This window comes from Alteromonas sp. 5NW40-0090 (genome assembly GCF_057552975.1).
Map to the genome: position 1 here is coordinate 265,645 of NZ_BAAJLT010000005.1, position 25,506 is coordinate 291,150.

The following is a 25,506-nucleotide window of genomic DNA, read 5'->3' on the forward strand; positions in this document are numbered from 1 at the left end:
TTATAAATGCCTTTTATACTCACAATAAAGCAATAACTATTTGATACGACTAATGTTGTAAATTTTGTTAACTGGTAGGATTAGTTCTTGCGGTTATGGCAAAATGATGTAATGATTTTGTTAATCGTTATGGTTGGTCATGATGTCACGTATTAAGTCACATCGACTTGGGAGTATAAAAATATGAAAAACGGGCCTAGCGCTTTTAAAATATCACCGGTAGCAGCGGGAGTTCTCTCACTGCTAGGTGCTGCTGCAGTACCAGTACATGCTGCAAACTGGCAAGTAGGTGATGTAAGTATTTCTTTAGATTCAACATTTACATTGGCTACAAGTATTCGAACAGAGGCACGAGATTACGACCTTATTGGTAACAGTAACCACCCTCAATTCGATTGGAGTGGCTATCACGCAGCTTTCAATCCTTTATACCCAAGCAGCGATGTGTGGGCGTTAGCAGACGGAGCATATTCAACCAATGGTGACTTAGGTAACCTTGCTCACGATCCAGGCGATGCTTTCGCTACGCAAGTGTCAGGAACACACGAACTAGATATTAACTTTGGTGACTACGGCTTTTTTGCTCGTGGATTCTGGTTCTATGATTTTGAGCAGATGGATGGCGACCGCCCATACTCTAACCCTATAACGGGTAACCAATACGACTTGTGCCAAGACCCAGAAGCAGAAGACTTACTATGTACAGACGTACGTCTATATGATGCGTTTTTCTACGGCGACTGGTGGATTGGCGACAAGCCTCTTACGCTTCGTGTAGGTCGCCAGGTTATCAGTTGGGGGGAAAGTACGTTCATCCAACACGGTATCAACACAACCAACCCTGTTGACGTTACTCGTGCACGTGCACCAGGCGCTGAACTTAAAGAGGTATTCCTCCCAGTAGGTATGGTGTATGCGTCGTTAGGCCTTACCGATACAGTCAGTATCTCTGGTTATTATCAATACGAATGGCAGGAGAGCTGGTTACCGGTATCGGGAAGCTACTTCGCTGGTAATGACTTCGCAGGCGAGGGCGGTCAGCGCAACAACATCCAGCTAGGTTTCAGTGGTAACCCTGATATTGACCTTGACCATTTATTAACAGCGCTAAATGGCTACGGCGATTTACTGCGCTCAGGTGCAGATCCTGCGGCGATTTCTCAAGCTTACCTCGCTTACCCAACAAAAGTTGCTGTGAGAGGCTTTAGTGATGAGGTGCGTAATGATGCAGACGATCAAGGTCAATACGGTCTTCGCTTAACATGGTTTGCAGAAAACCTTAACGAAACTGAGTTTAGCTTTTACCACATCAACTATCACAGCCAACGCCCATTGATTTCAGGCGTTACCTCTGACTTTACGCAAGCGGGTATCGGCGCAGACTTGGCGTTTATAGCAGCAAACGAAGTTACACGTGATAATATTACCGAACTTGGCGCATTCACAAAGTCTGAATTCTTTTTCCCAGAAGACATCAAGCTTTATGGTATGAGCTTTAACACTAACATTGGCACTACGGCTCTTGCTGGTGAGTTTGCATACCGTGTAGATGAGCCATTACAAATCGACGATGTTGAACTGCTTTATATGGGTATGCCTGAGCAGCTTGCGAATGCTGGCCTACGTCCTGATTTAGCAGGTATATCACAGCTTAACAACATTGGTCGCGCTGTAGGCCCAGGTGAAACCGCAGAAGGTTTCCTATTCTCTGATACATGGCAGATGCAGTTTACTGCATCACACGTATTTGGTCCTAAGTTCGGCTCTGATAACTTTGTGCTTCTAGGTGAAGTAGGTTATGTGAACGTTGTTGATATGCCAGACCCAGACGTAATTCGTTTAAATGCACCGGGCACAGCACGAACACCGTCTCTAGAACCGATCAACGGCAATGCTCGTGAGGGATTACACGTTGGTCTTTCGGATGGCCCTGAAACTAACCCGTTTGCAACAGACGACGCATGGGGTTACCGTTTGTTAGCTGTTGCTGATTACAATTCAATATTCGCGGGTATGAACCTTCGCGTTCGCGGTACCTTCTCGCACGATGTTGAAGGTACAACGCCGGATCCATTATTCCTTTTCACAGAAGATGTTAAGTCTGCTGCACTTTCTTTCACGTTCGACTATTTAAGCAAATGGTCTGCAACGGCGTCTTACAGTGCATTCTGGGGTGGTATTGGTACAACCAATGCGCTATCTGACAGAGACTTCATTTCATTTAACATCAAATACGCAATCTAAGAGTGGTTTTTATGATTAGAAAAGTAGGAATTATCGCTGCAGCCTTGTCACTAGCCTTGTCTGGTGCAAGCGCAATGGCTAAAGTGTCTGAAGCAGACGCAAACAAACTGGGTAATGATTTAACACCATTAGGTGCGGTTAAAGCAGGAAATGCAGACGGCAGTATTCCAGCATGGACTGGCGGTATTACTGCTGCACCTTCAGGTTATACCGTGGGTGACCATCACCCTGATCCATATCCAGATGATAAAGTGTTATTTGAAATTACGGCTCAAAACTACAAAGAGTACGCAGAATTTTTATCAGAAGGTCAGAAGAAGTTATTTGAAGCGTACCCTGAAACGTTCCGCATGCCGGTTTACCCAACACGCCGTTCTGCGTCAAATCCACAAGCGATTTATGATGCTACTAAGGTAAACGCGTCACGAGCTGAACTGCTAGATGACGGTAATGGTATTAAAGGCGCGGTTTTGGGTATTCCTTTCCCAATACCCCAAAACGGTCTCGAAGCAATTTGGAACCACATTCTTCGCTATCGTGGCGAAGCGGTTCAGCGAAATGGTGGCCAAGCGGCGGTTACTACCGGCGGTGACTACAACGTTATTGGTTTTGACGAGCAGTTATTAATTAAGTACGCAGAAGAAGATGCTACGCCAGAGAAGCTAACAGAAGACAATATTTTGTTCATGTTTAAGCAAAAGGTGACTAAGCCAGCTCGCTTAGCGGGAACTGCGCTACTTGTGCATGAAACAGTAGATCAGGTAAAAGAGCCGCGTAAAGCATGGACTTATAACACCGGTCAGCGTCGTGTGCGTCTTGCGCCAAACATCGCGTATGACACACCAGGTACAGCAGCAGACGGTCTTCGTACTACCGATGACTTCGATATGTTTAACGGCTCTCCAAACCGTTATGACTGGAAGCTTGTTGGCAAACAGGAAATGTTTGTTGCCTACAACAACTATGCACTTCATTCAGACAATGCCTCATATGAGGATATTTTGAAGCCAAATCACGTTAATCCAGACTTAACACGCTGGGAAAAGCACCGTGTTTGGGTAGTTGAAGCGACGCTAAAAGAAGGGTTCCGTCATATTTATCAAAAACGCGTATTCTTCATTGATGAAGATAGCTGGCAAATTCAAGTTGCTGATATGTATGATAATCGTGGCGAACTGTACCGCGTTGGTGTAGCTTATGGTGTGAACTATTACGAAGTACCAACACAATGGTCGACGCTTGACGCGTATTACGACTTAAACTCTCGACGTTACTTAGCCATTGGCTTAGACAACGAGGAAGAGATGTATGACTTCACCGTGCGCCCTCGAGATGTGGAATTCACGCCTCAAGCGTTACGACGAGAAGGTATGCGCTAATCGCCTTACACAACAAACGGTTGGCAAATGCCAACCGTTTTTGTATACAGACAATTATAAATAGGGGGAATGGTTAATTATGAAAAAAACCATTGCAGCGTGCATTGCCGCCACTTTCGCAGTTAATTACTCTTCAACTGCACTCGCCGAAGAAGCATTCATGGCACCATTGGTTGAGCAATCGGTTCTTTTGGACATAGACGCTGATTCATTTGTCGTTATTGTCGGTGAACGCGGTCACGTTTTATTATCGGAAGATGGCAAGAGTTTTCATCAGAAACTCGTGCCCACTCAATCAACGCTAACTGCGACTACTGTTGTAGGCGAGAATATTTGGGCAGTAGGTCACGACGCTGTCATTCTTCATTCTTCAGACAAGGGCGAAACCTGGGAAATTCAAAATTATCAACCCGACCTTCAACGCCCGTTTTTAGATGTATTATTTTTTGACGAAAAGCAAGGCATTGCCACTGGTGCCTATGGCCTGTTTTATCGAACGCTTGACGGTGGAAAAACGTGGTCTGCAGAGCGCCACGCCAGTCTTCTTGACCCAATGGACCAAGAATATCTCGAAGAAATTCGCAAGGAAGACGAAGATTTTTATCAACAAGAGTTAGAGTCTATCTTGCCTCACTTAAATCGCGTGACCCTTGACGGAGATACGCTTTATATGGCGGGTGAAGCGGGTTTGTTAGCAAAAAGTACTAACATGGGGGAGTCTTGGGAGCGTTATTACGTTGACTATACTGGGTCATTTTTTGATATCAAACCGTTAGATGAAAATACGGTGTTAGCGGTAGGACTTCGCGGTAACATTTTCGTGAACAGAAACCAAGGGGAATGGGAATACGTTCAAACCTGTTCAACCAGCACGCTTAACTCAATTCTCGTTGGCTCAGAGTCAAAGGTCTATGCGTTAGGCAATAATGGTATGATGGTAAGCGCACAGCGTCCACTTCCTACCAGTATGCGGGACCCTTATGCCAATCCATCGGACTGCGAAGCTGATGAAGGCATCAAGGTATCACAGATAAAAGATAAAGCAGCGCTTTTAAATGCCACACAGTTCAATGGTACAAGCATTGCTGTTTCCGCGAATGGCATTAAAACGTTGAATTTAAAATAGGGCAGTATAAAAACAATGACCCATTTTCTAGAAAAATTAGTGTTTGGAAACCGTAAAATTGTGGTAGCACTTTTCGCTATTGCAACGGTATTTCTAGGTTACCAAGCCTCACAGATGCGCTTAGACGCAGGTTTTGAGAAAAATATTCCGCTTAATCATGAATACATGAAAACCTATATTGAGCACCGCCAAGATTTTGGTGGGGCCAATAACATATTGGTTTCTGTCTGTGATAAGAACGACAATATTTACAATCAAAACTTCTTTGATACGTTGAAAAATGTTCACGACCAGCTTTTCTTTATTAATGGTGTGAACCGCTCATTAGTTATCTCACTTTTCTCGCCTTCAACGCGCTTTACAGAAATCGTTGAAGGTGGTTTTGCTGGCGGTCCAGTCATTCCCGCAGACTTTAATTCGTCTAGCCCTGAAGCACTGGAATTAGTTGCTGCAAACGTAGAAAAGGCAAACATTGTAGGCCGACAAGTTTCCAGTGATTACAGCTGTGCTATGGTAACCGCACAGTTACTCGATATTGACCCACAAACAGGGGAGCCGCTTAATACACTCGCTCTGGCAGCAGAGCTAGAAGAGCAGCTTCGCGGTCAGTATGAAAACGAAAACACATCTATTCATATTATCGGTTTTGCAAAAATGATTGGTGATGTGGCCGACGGAGCTAAAGACGTACTGTTATTCTTTGCCATCGCAATCGCGATCACTGCGGTAATGGTGTACTTCTTCTCACGCAGCATCATGCTTACTTTATTGCCATTGGTTTGCTCAATTATTGCTGTTATCTGGCAGCTTGGACTTTTGACCTCAATCGGCTTTGGCATGGACCCTATGTCAATTTTAGTACCATTTTTGGTGTTCGCGATTGGTGTTAGTCACGGTGTGCAAATGATTAACGCTGTAGAAAAACAGGCGGTAACGGGTATTGGTGCAAAACGGGCCTCTATGGCGGCATTCAGAAATCTACTCGTACCGGGCGGAATCGCCCTGTTATCGGATACGGTCGGTTTCATGACGTTGCTGGTTATCGATATTGGCATTATTCGCGAGTTGGCAATAACAGCAAGTATGGGTGTGGCGGTAATTATTCTTACTAATCTTTTGCTGCTTCCTGTCCTGATGAGCTTCTTAAAGCTAGACCAGAAGTATGTTAAAAAATTTGCGGGTAAGGAAAATGCTAACTCTAAATTCTGGGAAGTTATTGCTGCATGTTCGCGTAAAAAGCCAGCAGCATTTATCTTAACTGTTACCGCTATTTTGTTTGTACTTGGGCACTTCCAAGCGCAAAACATGAAGATAGGGGACTTACACGCAGGGGCTCCGGCCTTGCATGAGACATCACGCTATAACCAAGATACCTTCTTAATTACCGATAAGTATGAGGTTACAGTAGACTACATTTCTATTCTGGTTGAAACCACGCCAGAAGCCTGTACATCGCACAGCGTAATGAAAGCCATGGACGACTTCCAATGGAAAATGGAAAACGTACAAGGGGTTCAGTCGGCGGTTTCACTTGCATCTGTAGCAAAAATTGTGAACGCAGGTTACAACGAGGGCAATGTTAAATGGCAGGTGCTTCCTCGTAATCAACAAACGTTAGTTCAAGCTATTTCCCGCGTACCTACGTCATCTGGTTTACTTAATGGTGACTGTTCTGTTATGCCGATTATCCTGTTCATGGAAGACCACAAAGCCGAAACCATATCTCGGGTTGTCGATGCAGTTAAAGCGTATCGAGATGAGTATCAAACCGATGATATGAAATTCAGCCTTGCTTCAGGACCGGTTGGCGTAATGGCCGCAACTAACGAAGCGGTTAGTGCAGCGCAAGATCCTATGATGCTATATGTGTTTGGTGCTGTAATTGCACTGTGCCTGATAAGCTTCCGCTCTGTACGTGCCACGTTAGTCGTTGTAATACCGCTTTATGTAGTGTCTGTATTAGCTCAAGCGCTAATGACATACCTTCAAATTGGTCTCACCGTCTCTACGTTACCGGTTATCGCACTAGGCGTGGGTATCGGTGTGGACTATGGTATTTATATACTATCGACCAAGAGCTTGATGTTGAAGAAAGGCGCCACCGTTCAGGAAGCGTATTTCGCAGCCCTAAAAGAACGTGGAAGTGCTGTGCTATTTACCGGCATCACGTTGGCAATAGGCGTAAGTACCTGGGTGTTCTCTTCACTTAAGTTCCAAATGGATATGGGCATATTGCTAACGTTTATGTTCGTTGTGAACATGCTCGGTGCAATAATTGTACTGCCTGCCTTAGCTAGGTTCCTGTGGTGGAATAAGAATGACCCTGATGCATAAATTATTTTTGCATAGCTACGCATAAAAAAGGGCCTTTTGGCCCTTTTTTTTGGGTGTTTTCTGCATAGTTATCTATGCTGTTAATATAAGGTTAAAAATGGGCTTTCATTAGCGTCATTTATTAGAGAAAATAGTTAGGTACTCGGCACTTATACCAAGTTGAATTGGTATTACGACATTCAAAAAAGGTTAACAAATGACAGTCACCTCACAGCGACACTCAGTACTGCTAGAAAACGTATTTGCACTTATTGATAAAAAAGTAGATACCAAGCAGAAGTCTCTTGTGCAGCAATTCGGACGTCTGTTGTATAAAAACATATCAAGCGATGACTTAGAAAATCGCAACGACAGCGACCTTTATGGAGCAACATTAAGTTTATGGAATGGCTTAGCAAAGTTTGAACACGCGTCACCATACATACGTGTATTTAATCCGGAAATTGCTAAACACGGATGGCACTCTAGCCACACCATCGTAGAAATTATCGTATCAGATATGCCGTTCTTGGTTGACTCTGTTCGAATGCTGCTTAACCGGTTAAACATTACCGCACACCTTTTCCTTCATAGCCCAATTGGCATAAAACGAGACGGTGCAAACAAAGTTGAAGCGTTTGCCGAGCCTGGCCAGAGCCTTGAAGGTGCTAAAAAAGAGACTGTCATCTTCATTGAAGTCGATACTCAGACATCAAAAAAGGATATTGACGCGTTAACCAAAGAGCTTTTCTCTGTTGTTGACGAAGTATCTTTGGCGGTTAAAGACTGGCAAGATATGACGAATACCTTACAAGACGTCATCAAAAACAACGCTAAGTATAATTGGCCAGTGTCTGCAGACGCTAAAAAACAGACGAAGGCGTACTTGGAATGGTTGAGCGATCATAACTTTACTATGATGGGATATCGTTATTACGATGTTAAAGCCATTGAGGGGGACCATAGATGGATCCCAAGAAACGATACCAGCTTAGGCCTTCTTAAAAACTCAGTAAACGACCGAGAGCGTTTATTATCACGCTTGCCTGCGTCGGCAAGGGCAGAAGCATTAAGTAAAAATCCGTTAATTCTAACCAAGACCAACTCACGAGCGCGGGTACATCGCCCAGCATACATGGATTATGTCGGTGTAAAAGTCTTCAATAAAGACGGGCAAGTTGTCGGCGAACATCGCTTCTTAGGTTTGTATTCAGCATCGTTTTATAACAATAGCGTTACTCAACTGCCGATTTTGCGCGAAAAGATTAAGCGTATCTGTGAGTTATCCGGTTTCGAGCCTGGCACACACGCCTATAAAGCGTTCGCTAACATCATAGAAACCTATCCACGTGACGAATTATTACAAACGCCAGCGGAAGAACTTGCGCAAATTGTAATGGGTATTTTCCAAATGCAAGAGCGCGGTATTTCACGTTTGTTTATCCGCAAAGATACATTTGGTCGTTTCTTTTCTTGTATGGTGTTTGTACCGAGAGAGCGCTACAACACTCAGTTGCGTAAAGAAACACAAGCGCTACTTAAGGCGTCTTTAGGTGCAACTGAAGAAGTGGAATTTACCACCTTCTTCTCAGAGTCGGTGTATGCCCGTACGCATTACATTGCAAGAGTCAACGACAACAACGCGGAATTCGATGTGAAGGAAATAGAGCAAAACATTATTGAGTTGACCAAAACCTGGAATGACAGACTCGCGTCAGCTATTTCAGCTGCGCACGGTGAAGCATCTGGCAAAGCTCTTGAGCGTAAGTACAACAATGCGTTTTCTCGTAGCTACATGGAGCATAACCTTCCATCTGCAGCGCTAGTTGATATTGGCAAGCTAGAGATGCTTGACGACAACCATACGTTGGACATGTTGTTCTATCGCCCTCAAGAAGAGGACGCAGACAGCCAAGTTGTTAAGCTTAAGCTTTTCCACCGCGCAGAACCTATTCATTTGTCTGACGTGTTACCCATGCTCGAGAACTTTGGGTTACGCGTAATTGATGAGAGTCCTTATAAAATAACGTGTTCAGAGGGCGAGCGTAACTGGGTAATGGATTTCACCATGTTGCACAAAAGTGGACAACACTTTGACATGGAAAACGCGCAAATCCTCTTCCAAGATGCCTTTGCAAAAGTGTGGTATAAAACGCTAGAAGATGACGCGTTTAACCGCCTTATTCTAGGCGCAAATATGACGGGCCGAAAGGTCACCATACTGCGAGCCTATGCTAAATATATGCGCCAAACAGGCAGCTCATTCAGTCGCGATTACATTGCGAATACCCTTTCTAATTACCCAGATATCGCGCGCTTACTTGTCGACTTCTTCGACCAACGCTTTAACCCTAAGAAGAAGCGTAACCAGAAAAAAGAAGACGCTATTTTAGAATCGATTAAAGCGCAGCTAGACAACGTAAGTAATCTTGATGACGACCGTATTATCCGTCGTTACTTAGATATGATGTCAGCAACCTTGCGCACAAACTTCTACCAACCTGACGATGCGGGTAATGAGAAGTCTTACGTGTCATTTAAGATGATGCCTGAACTGATCCCTGAAATGCCGCTTCCGCTGCCAAAGTTTGAAATCTTTGTATACAGCCCTCGCGTTGAAGGTGTGCATCTACGTGGCGGAAAAGTTGCCCGTGGTGGCCTTCGCTGGTCTGACCGTCAAGAAGACTTTAGAACCGAAGTTTTAGGTCTGGTTAAAGCACAGCAGGTTAAAAACACAGTTATTGTCCCTGTTGGTGCGAAAGGTGGCTTTGTTTGTAAAAATTTGCCAGTAGGTGAAGGCCGTGCCGCTATACAAGCTGAAGGTCAGGCATGTTATCGAACCTTCATCACAAGCTTACTGGATATAACCGATAATATTGTAAACGGCGAAATAGTACCGCCTAAAGATGTTGTTCGCCTTGATGATGACGACCCGTATTTGGTTGTCGCAGCAGATAAAGGTACTGCTACCTTCTCAGATATTGCCAACGGTATTGCAGAAGAATTTGGCTTCTGGTTGGGCGATGCATTTGCCTCGGGTGGCAGCATAGGTTACGACCACAAGAAAATGGGTATAACTGCGCGCGGCGGTTGGGAATCAGTTAAGCGTCACTTTAGAGAGATAGGTATTGACTGCCAGACCACTGACTTCACCGCTGTGGGTGTGGGCGATATGGCTGGAGACGTGTTTGGTAACGGTATGTTGTTATCAGAGCATACGCGACTAATCGCTGCGTTTAACCATTTACATATTTTCTTCGACCCAAGTCCAGATGCAGCAGCAAGTTATAAAGAGCGGCAGCGTTTATTTGAAAACCCAAGTTTGAGCTGGGAAGACTACGACAGTAAGCTGATTTCGAAAGGCGGTGGTGTATTTAGCCGCGCGTCTAAGTCTATCAAGCTAACGCCCGAAATGAAGAAATGGTTGGGTACGCGCCAGCTTACCATGACCCCTAACGAGCTTATTCATAATATATTGAAAATGCCTGTCGACTTACTGTGGAACGGCGGTATCGGTACCTATATCAAGAGTAAGAAAGAATCTCACTCTGAAGTGGGCGATCGTGCGAATGATGATTTACGGGTAAATGGCCGTGACGTTCAAGCTAAAATCGTAGGTGAGGGTGGTAACTTAGGCTTGACCCAATTAGGCCGTATCGAGTACGCCTCTAATGGCGGCCGCGTTAACACCGACTTTATCGATAACGTTGGTGGTGTTGATTGCTCGGATAACGAAGTTAACATCAAAATCCTGCTTAACAGTTTAGTGAACGACGGTGAGCTTACGCTCAAACAGCGTAACAAGCTGCTTTACGATATGACTGACGATGTGAGTCGTATTGTACTGAAAGACTGTTATCGCCAAACCCAGTCGATTTCCATTACCGAACTGGCTGGCGTGAAGCAGCTTAAAGAACAACTTCGCTTTATTCACGGTCTTGAGCGTGAAGGTCAGTTAAACCGTGAGTTGGAGTTTATTCCAAGTGACGATGAGATTTCAGATCGTGTCGCCACAGACCAAGGCCTGACGCGCCCAGAATTAAGTGTTCTCATCGCCTATGGCAAGATGGTGCTTAAAGACGCGTTGAACATTCCAGAAATAACTGACAACCCTTATCACGGAAAGCTGTTAGTAGAGGCGTTCCCTAAAGTGCTACGCGAAAAGTTCGCAACACATATGCAGCAACACCCGCTTAGAAGCGAAATAATCGCCACTAAATTAACCAATAACATGGTTAATGACATGGGCCTTAACTTCGTGTTCAGAATGCAGGAAGAAACGGGTGCAAGTGTAAGCGAAATTGCTGACGCCTACGCAATTGTACACGGTATCTTCAATATGAAGACGCTGTGGGAGCGTATAGAGGCATTAGACAACGCTATCCCAGCTAAGCTTCAGCTTAAAATGTTGGATGAAGCACGCAGAATTATGCGTCGCGCTTCACGTTGGTATATTCGCCACGGCAATAAAGCGCAATCCATAGAAGAAGCCATTGCTAGCTACCGCGGTACATTCGATAAACTGTCGAAAAACTTACAGCATTATTTGGTTGAAAGTGAATATTCGCAATTAGAAGCGGCAACGCAGAAGTATATCGATAAAGGTGTACCTCAAGATATTGCATATCAAGTTGCGAGTTTCTCAAACATGTTCTCTAGCTTCGACTTGGCACAGATCGTAGAAACTGATAAACACGATACCGATGTTGTCGCTAAGCTTTACTATCAATTAGGTTATCGCTTAGAGCTTCACTGGTTCTTGGACCAAATAAACAATCAAGCAGTGAGCAACCATTGGCAAGCGTTGGCGCGGGCTTCATATCGCGAAGAACTTGATTGGCAGCAGCGTTCAATCGCAGCAAACCTGTTGTCTTCTCGTGAAGACGTCAGTGATGCTGACCAAATTCTAGATGAGTGGATTGAAAGTAATCAGGTACTTCTTAAACGCTGGTATCACATGATGTCAGAGTTTAAGACCAGTACAACACATGAATTTGCGAAATTTTCTGTCGCTTTACGTGAATTGATGCTTTTAAGCGTGAAGTCTAACCATTAGAATACACGCACCTTAATATTTTAAGCCCTGTTAATCAGGGCTTTTTATTGGCCGCTTGAACATTATTGTATAGTTTCACAGCAGTTTTATCGAAAATGAGACCTGTGCAAACCCTTATATGGTAGCGTTCTCTAGGCCCCTAATAAGCGAGCGTTTAAAACAACCATGCAATCTCTAGTGCAAAAACTCTTACTTCAGTGCGAGCCTGAAAAAAGTCACGATTTCACCATTAATTGGCTGAACAAGACCCAACATACCCCGCTGAAATGGATGTACAGCACACCAACAATCAAAAAGCCCGTTACCGTTGCGGGTATGACCTTTGACAACCCTGTTGGTTTGGCGGCAGGCTTAGATAAAAATGGCGATTGTATCGATGCATTTTCGAGCATGGGATTTGGTTTTGTTGAAATTGGAACGGTTACGCCTCGTCCTCAACCAGGAAACCCAAAACCTCGCTTATTCAGAATTCCTGAAAAGCACGCCATTATTAACCGCATGGGGTTTAATAACAAAGGCGTGGATCATCTAGTAGAGCAGGTAAAGCAAGCACAATTTAAGGGGCCTATTGGCATAAACATCGGTAAGAATAAAGATACTGAAGAGGCCAATGCCCTTGACGACTATCTTATCTGCCTGAATAGGGTTTACCCCTATGCCAGCTATGTCACTATAAACATTTCATCTCCCAACACACCGGGGCTTAGAAACCTGCAGTACGGTGAAGCGCTTGACAAGTTATTAGTAGGCTTAAAAGCCGCCCAAGAAACGCTCACACAAACCCACGGTAAGTATGTGCCCTTGTTCATTAAAATAGCGCCTGACCTTAGTGATGTTGAAATCGAAAGCATTGCGGCATCGTTGATCAACAGTAAAATGGATGGCGTGATAGCAACGAATACAACGCTTTCACGAGACGCTGTAGCGGGGTTAAAGCACGCTGATGAAATGGGCGGCTTGAGCGGTTCTGTGATGACAGATATGAGCCTAGAAGTAACTCGCAAGCTAAATAAAGCCCTTGATCGAGCGATACCTATTATTGGCGTAGGGGGCATCGACTCTCCAGAAACAGCGCAAGCGCGCTTAGACGCAGGCGCATCATTAGTACAAGTTTACTCGGCTTTTATTTATCAAGGCCCATCGCTCGTTAAACGCATAGTAAACGCGTTATAATACAATCGAAGTAAAGTACACCCGAAACCAATCTCTCGTGTACGTGCTTTTTGCATAAAGCACGTACATCAAATACAGGTACATGAATGAATACTATTCTGGTTACGACCAGTCGCGGTCTTGACGAACTATTAAAACAAGAAGTGCTAAGTCTCTGCCCTGATGCACAAATAAAGCAGGGTCCTGGCACTATTCAGTTTGAAGGCTCAAAAGAAGATGCGTATAAACTTTGCCTATGGTCACGCTTAGCTAACCGCGTGATCTGGGTACTAGCATCGGGAAAAGCAGGCGATGCAGATGCGCTTTATAACACGGCGATGGGCATCGACTGGCAGATGCAAATGGATTCACGTCATACCTTATCTGTGCAATTTATCGGCACCAACTTTGCTATCAAAAATACCCAGTTTGGTGCAGTTAGAGTGAAAGACGCCATCGTAGATTCATTCGTTGAGCAAGATTTACCTCGCCCGTCTGTTGAGCGCAAAAGCCCTGATATTTCTGTATATGCCAGACTGCACCGTGACAATGTGATTTTGGGTATCGACCTAGCTGGAGCAAGTTTACACCAACGCGCGTATCGACAAGAAACCGGTGACGCCCCGCTTAAAGAGCATATCGCCAGTGCAATGCTTATGCGCAGTGGTTGGACAGAAAACACCGAAGCGCCTATGGTAGATTTAATGTGTGGCTCAGGCACCATTGCGATAGAAGCTGCCTATATTGCGCGTAATATTGCGCCAGGTATCAAGCGTTCATACTGGGGTTTTACTAAGTGGCTTGGCCACGAAGCTAAAGTTTGGGAAGAGTTGGTAGAACATGCTATATCTGTTCAAAAGCCAAACTGCGGCGGTATTTATGCTGGTGACTTCAGTCGTAAAATGGTGGCGATTGCGAAAGCCAACGCTGATTTTGCAGGCGTATTCAACGATATTTCGTTCTCACAGCAAGACGCAACAAAGTCTTCTCCGCCAGTAGCCACTCCAGGCTACATTGTCTCTAACCCACCTTACGGTGAGCGTTTGGGTGAACTGACTTCGTTAATACCACTATTTAGTGATTGGGGTAAACGCTTTAAAGAAGCGTGGAAAGGTTGGCATGTGTCGCTTCTTAGCAGTAACCGCGATTTACTACGCGTATTAAAGCTTCGCGCCACTAAAGACTATGCTATGAATAATGGTAAGTTAGAGTGTCGCTTAGCCAACTATGTGCTTGATGAACAAAACACGGTTCAATTTAGTGAAGATGCCAGCAACCACGAGTTTGCAAATCGCCTTAAGAAAAACCTTAAACGCATGAAAGGCTGGATAAAAAACGCAAACACAAACTGCTACCGTATTTACGATGCTGACTTACCGGATTATAACGTAGCCGTTGATAGATATGGTGATTGGCTGGTTGTTCAGGAATATGCTCCGCCTAAAACCGTATCAGAAGATAAAGCCCGTAAACGCCTGCAAGAAGTATTGTTGCATCTGCCTGCCGTAACTGGCGTATCCCCCAAGCATATTGCACTTAAAGTGCGTAGCCAACAAAAAGGGACGAAGCAATACGAAAAAATAAATCAGTCAGGTGACATGATGGACGTGTTCGAAAACGACGCTCGCTTTTTAGTTAACCTTACTGATTACTTAGATACCGGTCTTTTCCTAGACCATCGCAATACCCGTCAAAAAGTAAAAGCCTTGTCAAAAGACAAAGACGTATTGAATTTGTTTTCTTACACGGGCAGCGTATCTGTATTTGCAGCTATGGGCGGTGCCAAGTCTGTTACCACAGTAGACATGTCGAATACCTACTTGGAATGGGCAAAGAAAAACGTAGCGTTAAATAAACTAAATGGGCCTCACGCATTCATTCAAGCGGATTGCACAACATGGTTAGGTACGCACAAAGGTAAATATGACCTTATTTTCATCGACCCACCGTCGTTTTCAAATTCAAAGCGTATGCAAAACACATGGGATGTTCAGCGCGACCATGTAAAAATGCTTACCGACGCCAAAGCCTGTTTAAAAGAGCAGGGGACTATAATCTTCTCTAACAATAAACGTGGTTTTAAGTTAGACGAGTCAGCCATCTCTACGCTTGGCTTAGCAATTGAAAATATTACTCACGAAACCATACCCGAAGATTTTGCCCGAAAAGGTAAGATACACCAGTGTTGGATTCTACGTTCATGAAAATAATCTTTTACACGGGCCCTCAATGTAGCCTCTGTGACCTAGCGGATGTTGAACTTCAGCAAACATCCAAGTTCTCGTCACTTGAAATTGCGAAAGTAAATATTCGTACAAGCACCGAGCTGTACCATTTGTACGGTGCAAGGATCCCCGTATTGAAACGAGCAGATAACGAAAAAGAAATTGGCTGGCCTTTTACAGCAGCCGATTTAGAGGAGTTTCTTCAGTGAGCATTTTGCAGTTAAAAAACATCACTGTTATTTATGGAAATCCACCGCTTTTAGATGGTGTTGAACTTGTCGTACAGCCTAAAGAGCGTGTATGTTTGGTAGGTCGCAACGGAAGCGGTAAATCAACGCTTATGAAAGTTATCGCAGGTGATATTATTGCCGACGATGGCCAACGCATTATTGAGAATAATACCGTAATAGCTCGTTTAGAGCAGGACCCGCCACAAACAACCGATGTAACACTGTTTGATTACGTTGCTGAGGGATTATCTGACGTAGGTGAAACGCTAAAAGCCTATTTCCATCAAACGCGCATTGTGGGTGAAGACCCAAGTGAAGCTAATTTAAATAAACTTCAACGACTACAAGAACAATTAGAAGCAAGAGATGCGTGGCAGTTCGAACAGCAAATTGAACAAACGCTTACCATGCTTAAACTTGACCCTGAGATATCGTTATCTACGTTATCTGGGGGCTGGCGCAGAAAAGCAGCGTTAGCACGTGCGCTTGTTAGACAGCCTGATTTATTGCTGTTAGATGAACCTACCAACCACCTTGATATTGAAATGATCCGCTGGCTTGAATCCAGCTTAAGCAATTACCAGGGTGCTATCGTGTTTGTAAGCCACGACCGTGCATTTATACGCGCTATGGCGACACGTATTATTGACCTAGATCGCGGGTCTGTTACCAGCTATCCAGGCAATTACGAAACCTACCTTGAGAAAAAGCAGCACGACTTAGAGGTAGAAGCGTCTCAAAACGCGGAGTTTGATAAAAAGCTTGCGCAAGAAGAAGTATGGATCCGTCAGGGTATCAAAGCCCGTCGTACTCGCAACGAGGGGCGAGTAAGGGCACTCAAAAAACTTCGGGAAGAGCGCAAAGCAAGAAGAGCGGTACAAGGAAATGCCGTTGTCAATCAACATCAAGGCGTACGCTCTGGCAAAATGGTATTTGAGGTAAAAGACTTAACTTATAGCATTGAAGGTAAGCCTATTGTTAAAGACTTAAACCTAAATGTATTACGTGGTGATAAGCTTGCCCTGATTGGGCCTAACGGCAGCGGAAAAAGTACGCTTATCAAGCTTTTGTTAGGTGAGTTACAGCCTGATAGTGGAAATTGCAAGCAGGGCACTAATTTAGAAGTCGCTTATTTCGATCAACATCGACACGGATTAGATTTAGAAAAGACTGTTATTGACGCTGTAGGGGATGGTAAGCGCGATCTTATGGTGAACGGCCACCCGCGCCACGTTATCAGTTACTTGCAAGACTATCTATTCACGCCTGAACGCGTTAATGCGCCGGTTAAGTCGCTATCTGGTGGTGAAAAGAACCGTCTAATGTTGGCCAAACTTATGCTTAAGCCAAGTAATGTTCTTGTGCTGGATGAGCCAACTAACGATCTTGATGTTGAAACCTTAGAAATGCTCGAAACCTTGCTCAATGAATATACCGGCACTGTTCTGTTGGTGAGCCACGATAGGGAATTTGTTGATAACGTAGCAAATAGTAGCGTGGTTTTCGAAGGTAATGGTTTGCTCAGGGAATTTATTGGGGGTTTCACTGACGTAGAAAACTGGTATAAAGAACAGCAGGAAAAACGTCAGCAAATCGAAAAGGAAGAAAAAGCCAAGGTAAAGAATGAAACTAATTCAGCTTCAGACAGTCCTAGTGCTAAGTCTTCTCCCCGTAAGACGAAAAAGTTATCATACAAAGACCAGCGTGAGCTTGAGTCCTTACCCAAAGAGCTGGAAACGCTCGAGGAGGAACTTGAGGCTATGCAAGAGAAAGTTAACGATCCAGACTTTTTCAAACAAGACAGTGACACTACTGCCAAGGCATTAGCCGAATTGGCAGATAAAGAAGAATTACTTTCCCAGAAATATGCGCGCTGGGATGAACTAGAAAGTATGCTGGAAGATAATCAGCAGTAAATAGGATTTTAAATGAAACGAACTCAGCTTGCCGCCGCCGTTCTGTTGGCAACAGGAAGTGTTTCGGCATTTGCCGCGACCTATTCAGTGACACCTCTTCCTTTGCAGGATACCGCTAGAAACAATTTTGCTCGTTCAATTGATAATTCAGGCAAAATGTTGTCTGTAGTGCAACTTGAATATAACCCACCTATAGATGTGGAGCAGTTAGAAGAAGATACCACTTTCTTCGATGTTAACGGTGAAGATTTAGAAAACGAAGATGATGCACGTCAAGGTGTATTCACTGATGCAGATTACTCAACAATTGTTAACTATCTGCTTTCTAACACCAATGCAGTCACTGGTCAAAAGCTTGCACCGTTTAGAACTTATATCACCGACACCCAAGATATTTCTTTGGTTCCGGGCTTAGACGAAATTACTGAAAAGTTCGATGATTATACGCGTTCTGTAGAAGCGATAGGCAGAGATAGTCTGAATGGCAACTTCATAGTGGGTGATTCATCTGGGTTGGTGGTGTTAGACCCTTATGAGAATGAAGATGGTGATACCATCAATTATACCTACCCTGAATCAGCGCAGCAGGGCTTTGTTCAGACCTCAGGTGCGACTAAAGCGTTGCCAGCAGTAGACACGACAGCGGGCGGTTTCTCGTCAGCCCGCGCAATCAATTCGAACCTGCAAGTTGCGGGCTTCAGCACAGTAAGTTTCCAAGACGATGTTGATGAGGCAATTGATACCTGTTCCGACGCAGAGCTTCGTGGTGACCAGTCTGAAGGTCGTTGTATTTTTACCATATACAATGGTGATTTTTCAGTACCGCGCATCTCTAGCTATTACTTGAATACATCCACAAACTATTTGCCCGGCTTCGTTTTATTGTCTGAGGTTAATGCCACGATTTGGCAAATTGACGTCAATGGTGATGTTATTAGTACAGATACATATCCGCTGTTATTTGAGCCAGATGAAGATGACTCGGCACACTATTTCACCTACGCATATGACATCAATAGTCAGGGTATTGCCGTCGGTGAGGGTCTAACAGGTGATCGTATTACGATTACTCGCCCTAACCAGTCTGGATTAACAGAAAGCGAGCGTGTTGCCACAGTATTTAGAGACGGTGAAACTATTGAACTCCTTCCTCGAGAGGAGAATATTATCAGCCAAGCCATTGCTATTAATGATGAGAACTGGGTCACAGGTGCTGTGCTTCGTTCGCAAAGCGATATCGCACGCTCACGCCTTTTTGTTTATAACCTAGATACCCAAGAACAGAAATATCCAGATGGATTCTTCGTCAGTGCAGGTGTGACAGCAAACGCTATCAACAATAACAATATTGTGGTGGGCAAGGCCGATGTTGATGCAACAAGCGACACCCTACGCGAAACTGCAGCGTTTATGTACAACATCGATACAGAAGAGTTTTTAGACCTCAATGATCTAGTATCTTGTGACAATACTTATGAATTGATTGAAGCAGTTGATATCAATGACGATAACGAAATTATCGCCAATGCGCGTATTAAAACAAACAGTAAATACGTAACTGGCGTTGACATTATTAACTCAAGCGGAGAGACACAATTAGTTGACTCTATTGTAGCGGTTAAGCTTACGCCACTGGCTAATGGCTCTGTCGATGATTGTGAAGTGCCTGAAGACGAACAACCATTTGAGCGCAGCGGTGCATCAATGGGTTGGCTCGCATTTTTCGGGTTATTTGCTGCCGCGTTTGTACGTAGACGTTTTAGTAAACGATAGAACTCTATGGTCGGTTTTTAGGCCGCCGTTGAAAGCCACATTCGAGTGGCTTTTTTTATGCCAAAAAAATGAAAAAACAAACATATTTATGCATAAAAAATGTAACATAAATTTCATCGAAACTTCATTTATTTAAAGTTTGTCAAGCGTTTTAATTTTAAATTTTTCTTGAACCATTTTGTTAATTGCACTATCAAAGTAAGGTACGCAATTAATTTTCCGGCACTATCAACCGATATGATGTAGAGCGCTCGTGAAAATGATTTGTTGTACATTCAACAAACAAAAGAGGCTAATCAATGAAAAGACAAAAAAGAGATAAAATGACTCGCGCCCATTCTAAAGGCTATCAAGCTGGTATCAGCGGTCGTTCAAAGGAAAATTGTCCATTTCAGCAAAACGATGCACGTTCACAGTGGTTAGGTGGATGGCGTGAGGCAGTAGAAGATAGACACTTAGGTTTAAGTGTTAAATAACACTTCTCTTTTATGAACTGATTATGCAAAAAGGAAAGCCCCTGAAAAGGGGCTTTTTTTGTTCTATCGCTTGTTACTCAACGTCGATTAAACAGCGATTAAAAATTCGATGTATCTTGGAACAAGCCTACTTTCAAATCTTTTGCGACATAAATTTCGCGACCGTCGACTTCAACCGAGCCATCAGCCATACCCATAAAGAGTTTACGCTTAATTACACGCTTCATCGTAATCTTGTAAGTGACCTTTTTGGCTGTAGGAAGTATTTGGCCGGTAAACTTAACTTCACCAACACCAAGCGCACGACCTTTTCCAGGGCCGCCGCTCCAACCAAGGAAGAAACCCACAAGCTGCCACATTGCATCTAGGCCAAGACAGCCAGGCATAACGGGGTCACCTGGAAAGTGGCAGTCAAAAAACCACAAATCTGGCGTGATATCTAATTCAGCAATAATTTCGCCTTTACCATGTTCGCCGCCATCTTCCGTAATTGAAACTACGCGGTCCATCATCAGCATATTGGGTGCTGGTAGTTGACTGTTGCCCGGACCAAACATTTCACCGCGGCTACACGCCAATAAATCTTCTTTATTAAAACTACTTTTCTTCTCTGACATTCCCAACTCATTGTTGTTATTAAAGTGACGGTGTTAATTTAGCGAACACTTGTACGCCAAACAACTCTGAACAGTCATTTTTCTGAAGAAAAACGCGTGCTAAGATACTCAAAGTTAATTTAACCCGTACGGATATCGCCCTACAAGTTCAATTTATAAACAGCGATTAAACTACGCTTCACAATATCGTATCTATGTGTGAAAACTATGACAGATCAAACAACAAAAAAAACCAGTAAGAAAAGCCCTGTAGATAGAGCAAAAGCAAACGCTGATAAACAAAGACGCTTTAGAGAGAGACAAAAAGACGCAGGAAAAAAATTAGTGAGAGGTTATGTTAGCCCAGAAGCAAAAGCCTGCTATGACGAAATCCGAGATAAAACAGGCTGGACCGACAGCGAAGCTATGTCTAATGCTATGCGACTTATGTATGCCGCCTACAAATGTGGCCAGATTAAGCTTTTAAATGAATGGCTTAGAAAAAATAACCGTTAAGTTGTTTTATTGACTCTGTTGTTTAACCACGCGCGGCTTGGACTATTTTGCATGGTATGACGCCTAACTATGCGCTGCGCTTCTTTAATGACATCATCGCGCTCTCGAAAGTCCCACAACCTTTTTGCAGTCATGCGGTTATTTTGAGCGATATCTATAATTGGTGCGATATAATCACGGTCAATATTAAAGTCTAACATCTGCGCTTCTAATGGCGGTAGCAAATAGGGAGCATGAACCGCTTCATTAGGTAGACTCGCCAACTCAGGTACCCACTTCTTTATAAAGACACCCTCGGGGTCTAGCTGTTGTGACTGTGTTGCAGGGTTATAAAGGCGCACAGTGTGAATACCAGTCACGCTCGCCTGCATTTGTATTTGTGGATAATGAATACCGGGTTCAAAGTCTAAAAACTGTGTTGCCAAATAATGAGCAGCTTTCAACCAATGAACATTAAGGTGGTGACATAGAAAACTCGTGACCATTGCTCGCATACGGAAGTTGATATACCCGGTATATTTAAGTGCGCGCATGCAAGCGTCAACAAGCGGGTAACCAGTTTGACCCGTAGCCCAACGATGAAAACGACGTTCAGCTTCAGGGCCATCTATAAAGGGAAAGTTTTCGTACGCGCTGTTCATAGAGCGCCATTCTATACTGTGCTCGCTTTCAAACTTTTGAATAAAATGGCAGTGCCAATGCAGTCTGGATGTTAAGGCAGATAGGGCGCGACTCCACTGTTTACGCTGTGATGTTGGTAAAGCTTTCTTAGCTTGCTTTTCTAGCTGAACGCTTTGATAAACCTGCTTTATTGAGATATTGCCCCATGCGAGATAAGGGCTCAATCGCGAACATGCTCGACGTGCATATTCAGGCTTAGAAATATGCTGGTGATAATACTGCCCACGATAGCTGAAGAAGTCTTTTAACACCTGCCAAGCACGTTTTTCACCGCCAGGTTGCATTGTAGCTATATCGGACGCTACTTCATTTTTGGTGTACTCAGACTTGTATACGTAACATTCACCCCCGTCAGAATAGTCTTTAGGTCGGTCGGATAGAAAGGATTTTAATTCAGCTATTTCCTTAATAGATTTAGACGCTTTTTTAAGACTGGCATGGTCACGCCAATTAACCCAATTTGCAGCTTCTATATCAAAATCATAGGTGGCAGCAGCAAAATGACGCTCCCAGTTTTGCTGCCACTGGGTTCTATCTGGCAAACCACGTAACACTGCACAATACTGATATTCAGAAAATGAAATAGCTTTGTTTTTCAAGTATCTAGAAATAACTTTATCGCGGTTATGCGTAACCGCAAGACCTATTTCCTGGTAACTCCTAACCGCGCCAATGTTGTAATTTTGAGCAATAAATTTAAGTGCTTCTGCCACTTCACAATGTAGCGACAAAACACCAGCGTGGGCGGGTAATTGACTGTTGATGTCATCAATACTTTGCTGCATAAATCGCCAATGACGAATATCCATATGCGGATCGGCAATGACCGAAGGTTCCCAACAAAACAGTGGGAGCAATTTTTCACCGGCCTCTACAGCGCGATAAAAAGGTTCGTGGTCACGTAAACGAAGATCTCGCTTTAACCAGATAACAGTGACTGTTTCTTTAAATTTGTCTGACGTCATACAGCTAAAGAACTACAGCCATTTATTACGGAATTGGCCTGTTGGGTCATAAATTTCAGTCTGCTTTTGCAGGTTAAATTGTCTATGTCCGCGAGGGTCGCTTCCCACGCCAGCAAGATAAAGCCAATTTCCCCAGTTGCTACCTACATCGTAATCAACTAATTGGTGTTCAAACCATGCTGCACCGTATCGCCAGTCTTGTCGCAGCTCGTGCACAAAGCAGCTGGCAACGAGTTGCCTGCCGCGGTTCGACATGTATCCCGTTTCAGCAAGTTGTCGCATACACGCATCCACAATAGGGTACCCGGTTTTACCTTCGCACCATTGCGTAAAGGTCTCTGGGCAATGTGTAGTGGAAGGTGTTTTGCCCTGAATACCGCTAAAGCGAAACCACCTAGCACCATATTTACACTGTAGCCAGTGGAAAAACTCACGCCACAGCAGTTCAAAGTAAATCCAGTAAGTGGAGTCATTTTTTTCAACGGTCTCTTCAAAGTGATGAACTTGCCTCATTACTTCTCGCGCAGAAAGTGAACCATTAGCTAACCAAGCTGATAACTTCGTACTATCTTTCCATGTATCTAGTGCATTACGGGTTTCTTTATAGGATGCCGCAGCATGCCAGTTGAATAAATATGTGTGTAGGTGTGAAAGCGCTGCGGTTTCACCACCAATAAACGTCGAATCTGAAGGTTCAGGCAAATCGAGGTCGAGCGTTACTAAAAAAGACGCGTCTATCGTTGGTGTAAAAGAGGGAGGTAGTCGCTCTATAGTAGGGTGAACCGCGAGTGGTTTGCAGTGTTTTTCTACCTTTCTTCTAAACGGACTAAAAACATCGGGCATTTCTTCAATACTAAATGGAAGTGATTGTGCTTCAAACAATCCAAAGGTGGGGGTTTCGATAACGGTTAGTTTTTCGAAGAAGCGTTTGACGGTGTTTAATTCTGCAGTCTCATCATAACCACAATATTGGCTCACTCCAAGATGTGTATATTGCCCAAACCTTAATAGTTCAACTAAACACTCAGCGGCACTGCCTTTTACAACCAGTAGTTCGTGTCCAAACTTTGCTAATTGTTGTTTTAAATCAACCAATGCTTGTAGCAAAAAGATGTGCCTGTGCTTGCCCATTGGAGAGATACCGAATGGATTTGGGGTAAAGTTTTTGTCATCCAAAATATAAACGAACGTGACTTGGCTGACCTCGTCGCATAATGCAGAAATAGCCGCATTATCGTGAAGCCTCAAGTCGTGCCTGAACCAGAATAGGCCTCGTTGACAGGTATTTTCAGATTTATAGTTAGACTGCTGATTTTTCATACTAATTTATGTGCTTTTTTGATGATTACACGGATCCTGAAACCGCTTAACTTCGTAAGATAACCAATACGAAATATATTTAGATTTGGCGCAACGCCTGAGGAAAAAAAGTGACAGTTCCTGTTAGTATCATGTGGTTCAGACAAGACCTTCGCGTAAAAGACAATCCGGCATTAAATGCAGCGTGTGATATGGGGAAGATAGTACCTATTTACATTTATGATGATACAACCCCTGACGGAAGAGTACCTGGAGGAGCCAGCAAATGGTGGCTTCATCATTCTCTCGCTTCTCTTAACCAACGTCTTAACGGTCACTTGCAAATTTTTAAAGGTGATCCACAAGTTCTGCTTCCAAAGTTATTGAAAGCATTCAATGCAAAAGGCGTCTTTTGGAATCGTTGCTACGAGCCTTGGCAAATCAATCGTGACAAAGCGATTAAGCAATCTCTAATTGACAGCGATTACGAAGCACATAGCTGTAATGGAAGTCTTTTATGGGAGCCAATGAAAGTACTTAAAAAAGACGGCACACCGTACCGCGTATTTACGCCTTATTACAAGAAAGGCTGTTTGCAAGCTGAAGAGCCGCGATACCCTAAAGCGCCGCCAGCACGCATAACTTATGCAGACGTAGAAAATGAGGGTATTGAATTAGCATCGCTAGACTTGCTACCCACTATTAAGTGGGATGAAACCATCGCTAAAGAGTGGACACCAGGTGAAGACGGTGCTGCGGATAACCTAGCAGACTTTATTGAAAACTCTGCACGACAATATAAAGACGGACGTGACATTCCCTCATCACGAGGAACATCACGCTTATCGCCGCATTTACATTTTGGTGAAGTTTCGCCAAACCAAGTTTGGTATGCAATAAAAGACAAATTTGGAAATAGCGAAGACAAAAGTATTGAAACCTATTTGAGCGAGTTAGGGTGGCGTGAGTTTAGCTATTACTTACTGTTTCATTTTCCAACACTGCCAAATAAAAACTTCAACGATAAGTTCGATAGATTTCCTTGGCGCACAGATGCAAAGGCACTTAAAGCGTGGCAAAAAGGAAAAACGGGTATTCCTATTGTTGACGCCGGTATGCGAGAACTATGGCAAACAGGCTACATGCATAATCGCGTGCGCATGATTGTTGGCTCGTTTTTGGTTAAAAATTTATTGCTTAGTTGGCATGAAGGCGAAAGATGGTTTTGGGACACATTATTAGATGCTGATCTTGCCAGTAACAGTGCCAGTTGGCAGTGGGTTGCGGGTTCTGGAGCAGACGCAGCGCCTTACTTCAGAATATTCAACCCAATACTACAAGGCGAAAAGTTTGATAAAAAGGGCAATTATGTACGTAAGTATTGTCCAGAATTAAATAAGCTTTCGGATAAGTACATACACAAGCCATGGGAAGCACCTGGTGCGGTACTTAAAGACGCAGGGATTGAACTTGGTAAGGAATACCCAAAGCCAATTGTTGATTTAAAAGCATCGCGTCAACGCGCGCTAGACGCATTCCAGCAAATAAAAGAGTAGGGT

At 43.8% G+C, this 25,506-nt stretch carries 16 protein-coding genes; 13 read left to right on the forward strand and 3 right to left on the reverse strand.

Annotated elements, in window-relative coordinates; genetic code table 11:
• Window positions 1–183 precede the first annotated feature (183 nt).
• The 11 genes from AC27KT_RS08335 (at window position 184) to rmf (ending at window position 19,890) form a co-directional block, all read left to right on the forward strand.
• Window positions 184–2,244 carry a DUF1302 domain-containing protein gene (locus AC27KT_RS08335; RefSeq protein WP_487128993.1) on the forward strand — a complete coding sequence of 687 codons (2,061 nt, stop codon included), beginning with the start codon at window positions 184–186 and terminating at the stop codon, window positions 2,242–2,244.
• An 11-nt stretch (window positions 2,245–2,255) separates the two neighbouring features.
• A complete protein-coding gene (locus AC27KT_RS08340; RefSeq protein ID WP_487128995.1) occupies window positions 2,256–3,623 on the forward strand; it encodes a DUF1329 domain-containing protein in 1,368 nt (455 codons plus the stop codon).
• A gap of 79 nt (window positions 3,624–3,702) precedes the next feature.
• Complete coding sequence (locus AC27KT_RS08345) at window positions 3,703–4,749, forward strand: WD40/YVTN/BNR-like repeat-containing protein (RefSeq protein WP_487128997.1); 1,047 nt, start codon at window positions 3,703–3,705, stop codon at window positions 4,747–4,749.
• A gap of 15 nt (window positions 4,750–4,764) precedes the next feature.
• The gene (locus AC27KT_RS08350; RefSeq protein WP_487128999.1) at window positions 4,765–7,083 is read left to right on the forward strand and encodes an efflux RND transporter permease subunit; all 2,319 of its coding nucleotides are present in this window, start codon (window positions 4,765–4,767) and stop codon (window positions 7,081–7,083) included.
• Window positions 7,084–7,279: 196 nt separating this feature from the next.
• Window positions 7,280–12,118 (forward strand): NAD-glutamate dehydrogenase, encoded by a 4,839-nt coding sequence (locus AC27KT_RS08355; protein ID WP_487129001.1) that lies wholly within the window; start codon window positions 7,280–7,282, stop codon window positions 12,116–12,118.
• A 165-nt stretch (window positions 12,119–12,283) separates the two neighbouring features.
• The gene (gene pyrD / locus AC27KT_RS08360) at window positions 12,284–13,291 is read left to right on the forward strand and encodes a quinone-dependent dihydroorotate dehydrogenase (protein ID WP_487129003.1); all 1,008 of its coding nucleotides are present in this window, start codon (window positions 12,284–12,286) and stop codon (window positions 13,289–13,291) included.
• A gap of 86 nt (window positions 13,292–13,377) precedes the next feature.
• The gene (gene rlmKL / locus AC27KT_RS08365; RefSeq protein ID WP_487129005.1) at window positions 13,378–15,474 is read left to right on the forward strand and encodes a bifunctional 23S rRNA (guanine(2069)-N(7))-methyltransferase RlmK/23S rRNA (guanine(2445)-N(2))-methyltransferase RlmL; all 2,097 of its coding nucleotides are present in this window, start codon (window positions 13,378–13,380) and stop codon (window positions 15,472–15,474) included.
• Window positions 15,471–15,704 (forward strand): glutaredoxin family protein, encoded by a 234-nt coding sequence (locus AC27KT_RS08370; RefSeq protein ID WP_039220177.1) that lies wholly within the window; start codon window positions 15,471–15,473, stop codon window positions 15,702–15,704. The genes rlmKL and AC27KT_RS08370 overlap by 4 nt, the downstream gene beginning before the upstream one ends.
• Window positions 15,701–17,641 carry an ATP-binding cassette ATPase Uup gene (gene uup / locus AC27KT_RS08375; protein ID WP_487129008.1) on the forward strand — a complete coding sequence of 647 codons (1,941 nt, stop codon included), beginning with the start codon at window positions 15,701–15,703 and terminating at the stop codon, window positions 17,639–17,641. Before AC27KT_RS08370 ends, uup begins: the two co-directional genes overlap by 4 nt.
• Window positions 17,642–17,653: 12 nt before the next feature.
• On the forward strand, window positions 17,654–19,414 hold the full coding sequence (locus tag AC27KT_RS08380) for a DUF3466 family protein (RefSeq protein ID WP_487129010.1): 1,761 nt from the start codon (window positions 17,654–17,656) through the stop codon (window positions 19,412–19,414).
• A gap of 299 nt (window positions 19,415–19,713) precedes the next feature.
• Window positions 19,714–19,890, forward strand: coding sequence for a ribosome modulation factor (rmf, locus tag AC27KT_RS08385; protein ID WP_039220169.1), 177 nt, complete (start codon window positions 19,714–19,716; stop codon window positions 19,888–19,890).
• Between the two features lie 98 nt (window positions 19,891–19,988).
• Here rmf and fabA read toward each other — a convergent pair whose 3' ends face one another.
• Window positions 19,989–20,507, reverse strand: a complete 519-nt coding sequence (gene fabA / locus AC27KT_RS08390) for a bifunctional 3-hydroxydecanoyl-ACP dehydratase/trans-2-decenoyl-ACP isomerase (protein WP_334020676.1) — start codon at window positions 20,505–20,507, stop codon at window positions 19,989–19,991.
• 207 nt (window positions 20,508–20,714) lie between these two features.
• On the opposite strand from fabA, the gene AC27KT_RS08395 reads away from it, so the two are divergent.
• Window positions 20,715–21,002: a hypothetical protein gene (locus AC27KT_RS08395; RefSeq protein WP_487129012.1), complete on the forward strand. Its 288-nt coding sequence runs from the start codon at window positions 20,715–20,717 to the stop codon at window positions 21,000–21,002.
• Here AC27KT_RS08395 and AC27KT_RS08400 read toward each other — a convergent pair.
• Together AC27KT_RS08400 and AC27KT_RS08405 are read right to left on the reverse strand one after the other, a co-directional pair.
• Entirely contained in the window at window positions 20,999–22,648 is a 1,650-nt protein-coding gene (locus AC27KT_RS08400) for a cryptochrome/deoxyribodipyrimidine photo-lyase family protein (protein WP_487129014.1), read from the reverse strand. The two genes, AC27KT_RS08395 and AC27KT_RS08400, sit on opposite strands and share 4 nt — an antisense overlap.
• 12 nt (window positions 22,649–22,660) lie before the next feature.
• Window positions 22,661–23,968: a DASH family cryptochrome gene (locus AC27KT_RS08405; protein ID WP_487129016.1), complete on the reverse strand. Its 1,308-nt coding sequence runs from the start codon at window positions 23,966–23,968 to the stop codon at window positions 22,661–22,663.
• 110 nt (window positions 23,969–24,078) lie between these two features.
• On the opposite strand from AC27KT_RS08405, the gene AC27KT_RS08410 reads away from it, so the two are divergent.
• Window positions 24,079–25,503, forward strand: a complete 1,425-nt coding sequence (locus tag AC27KT_RS08410; protein ID WP_487129018.1) for a cryptochrome/photolyase family protein — start codon at window positions 24,079–24,081, stop codon at window positions 25,501–25,503.
• Window positions 25,504–25,506 lie beyond the last annotated feature (3 nt).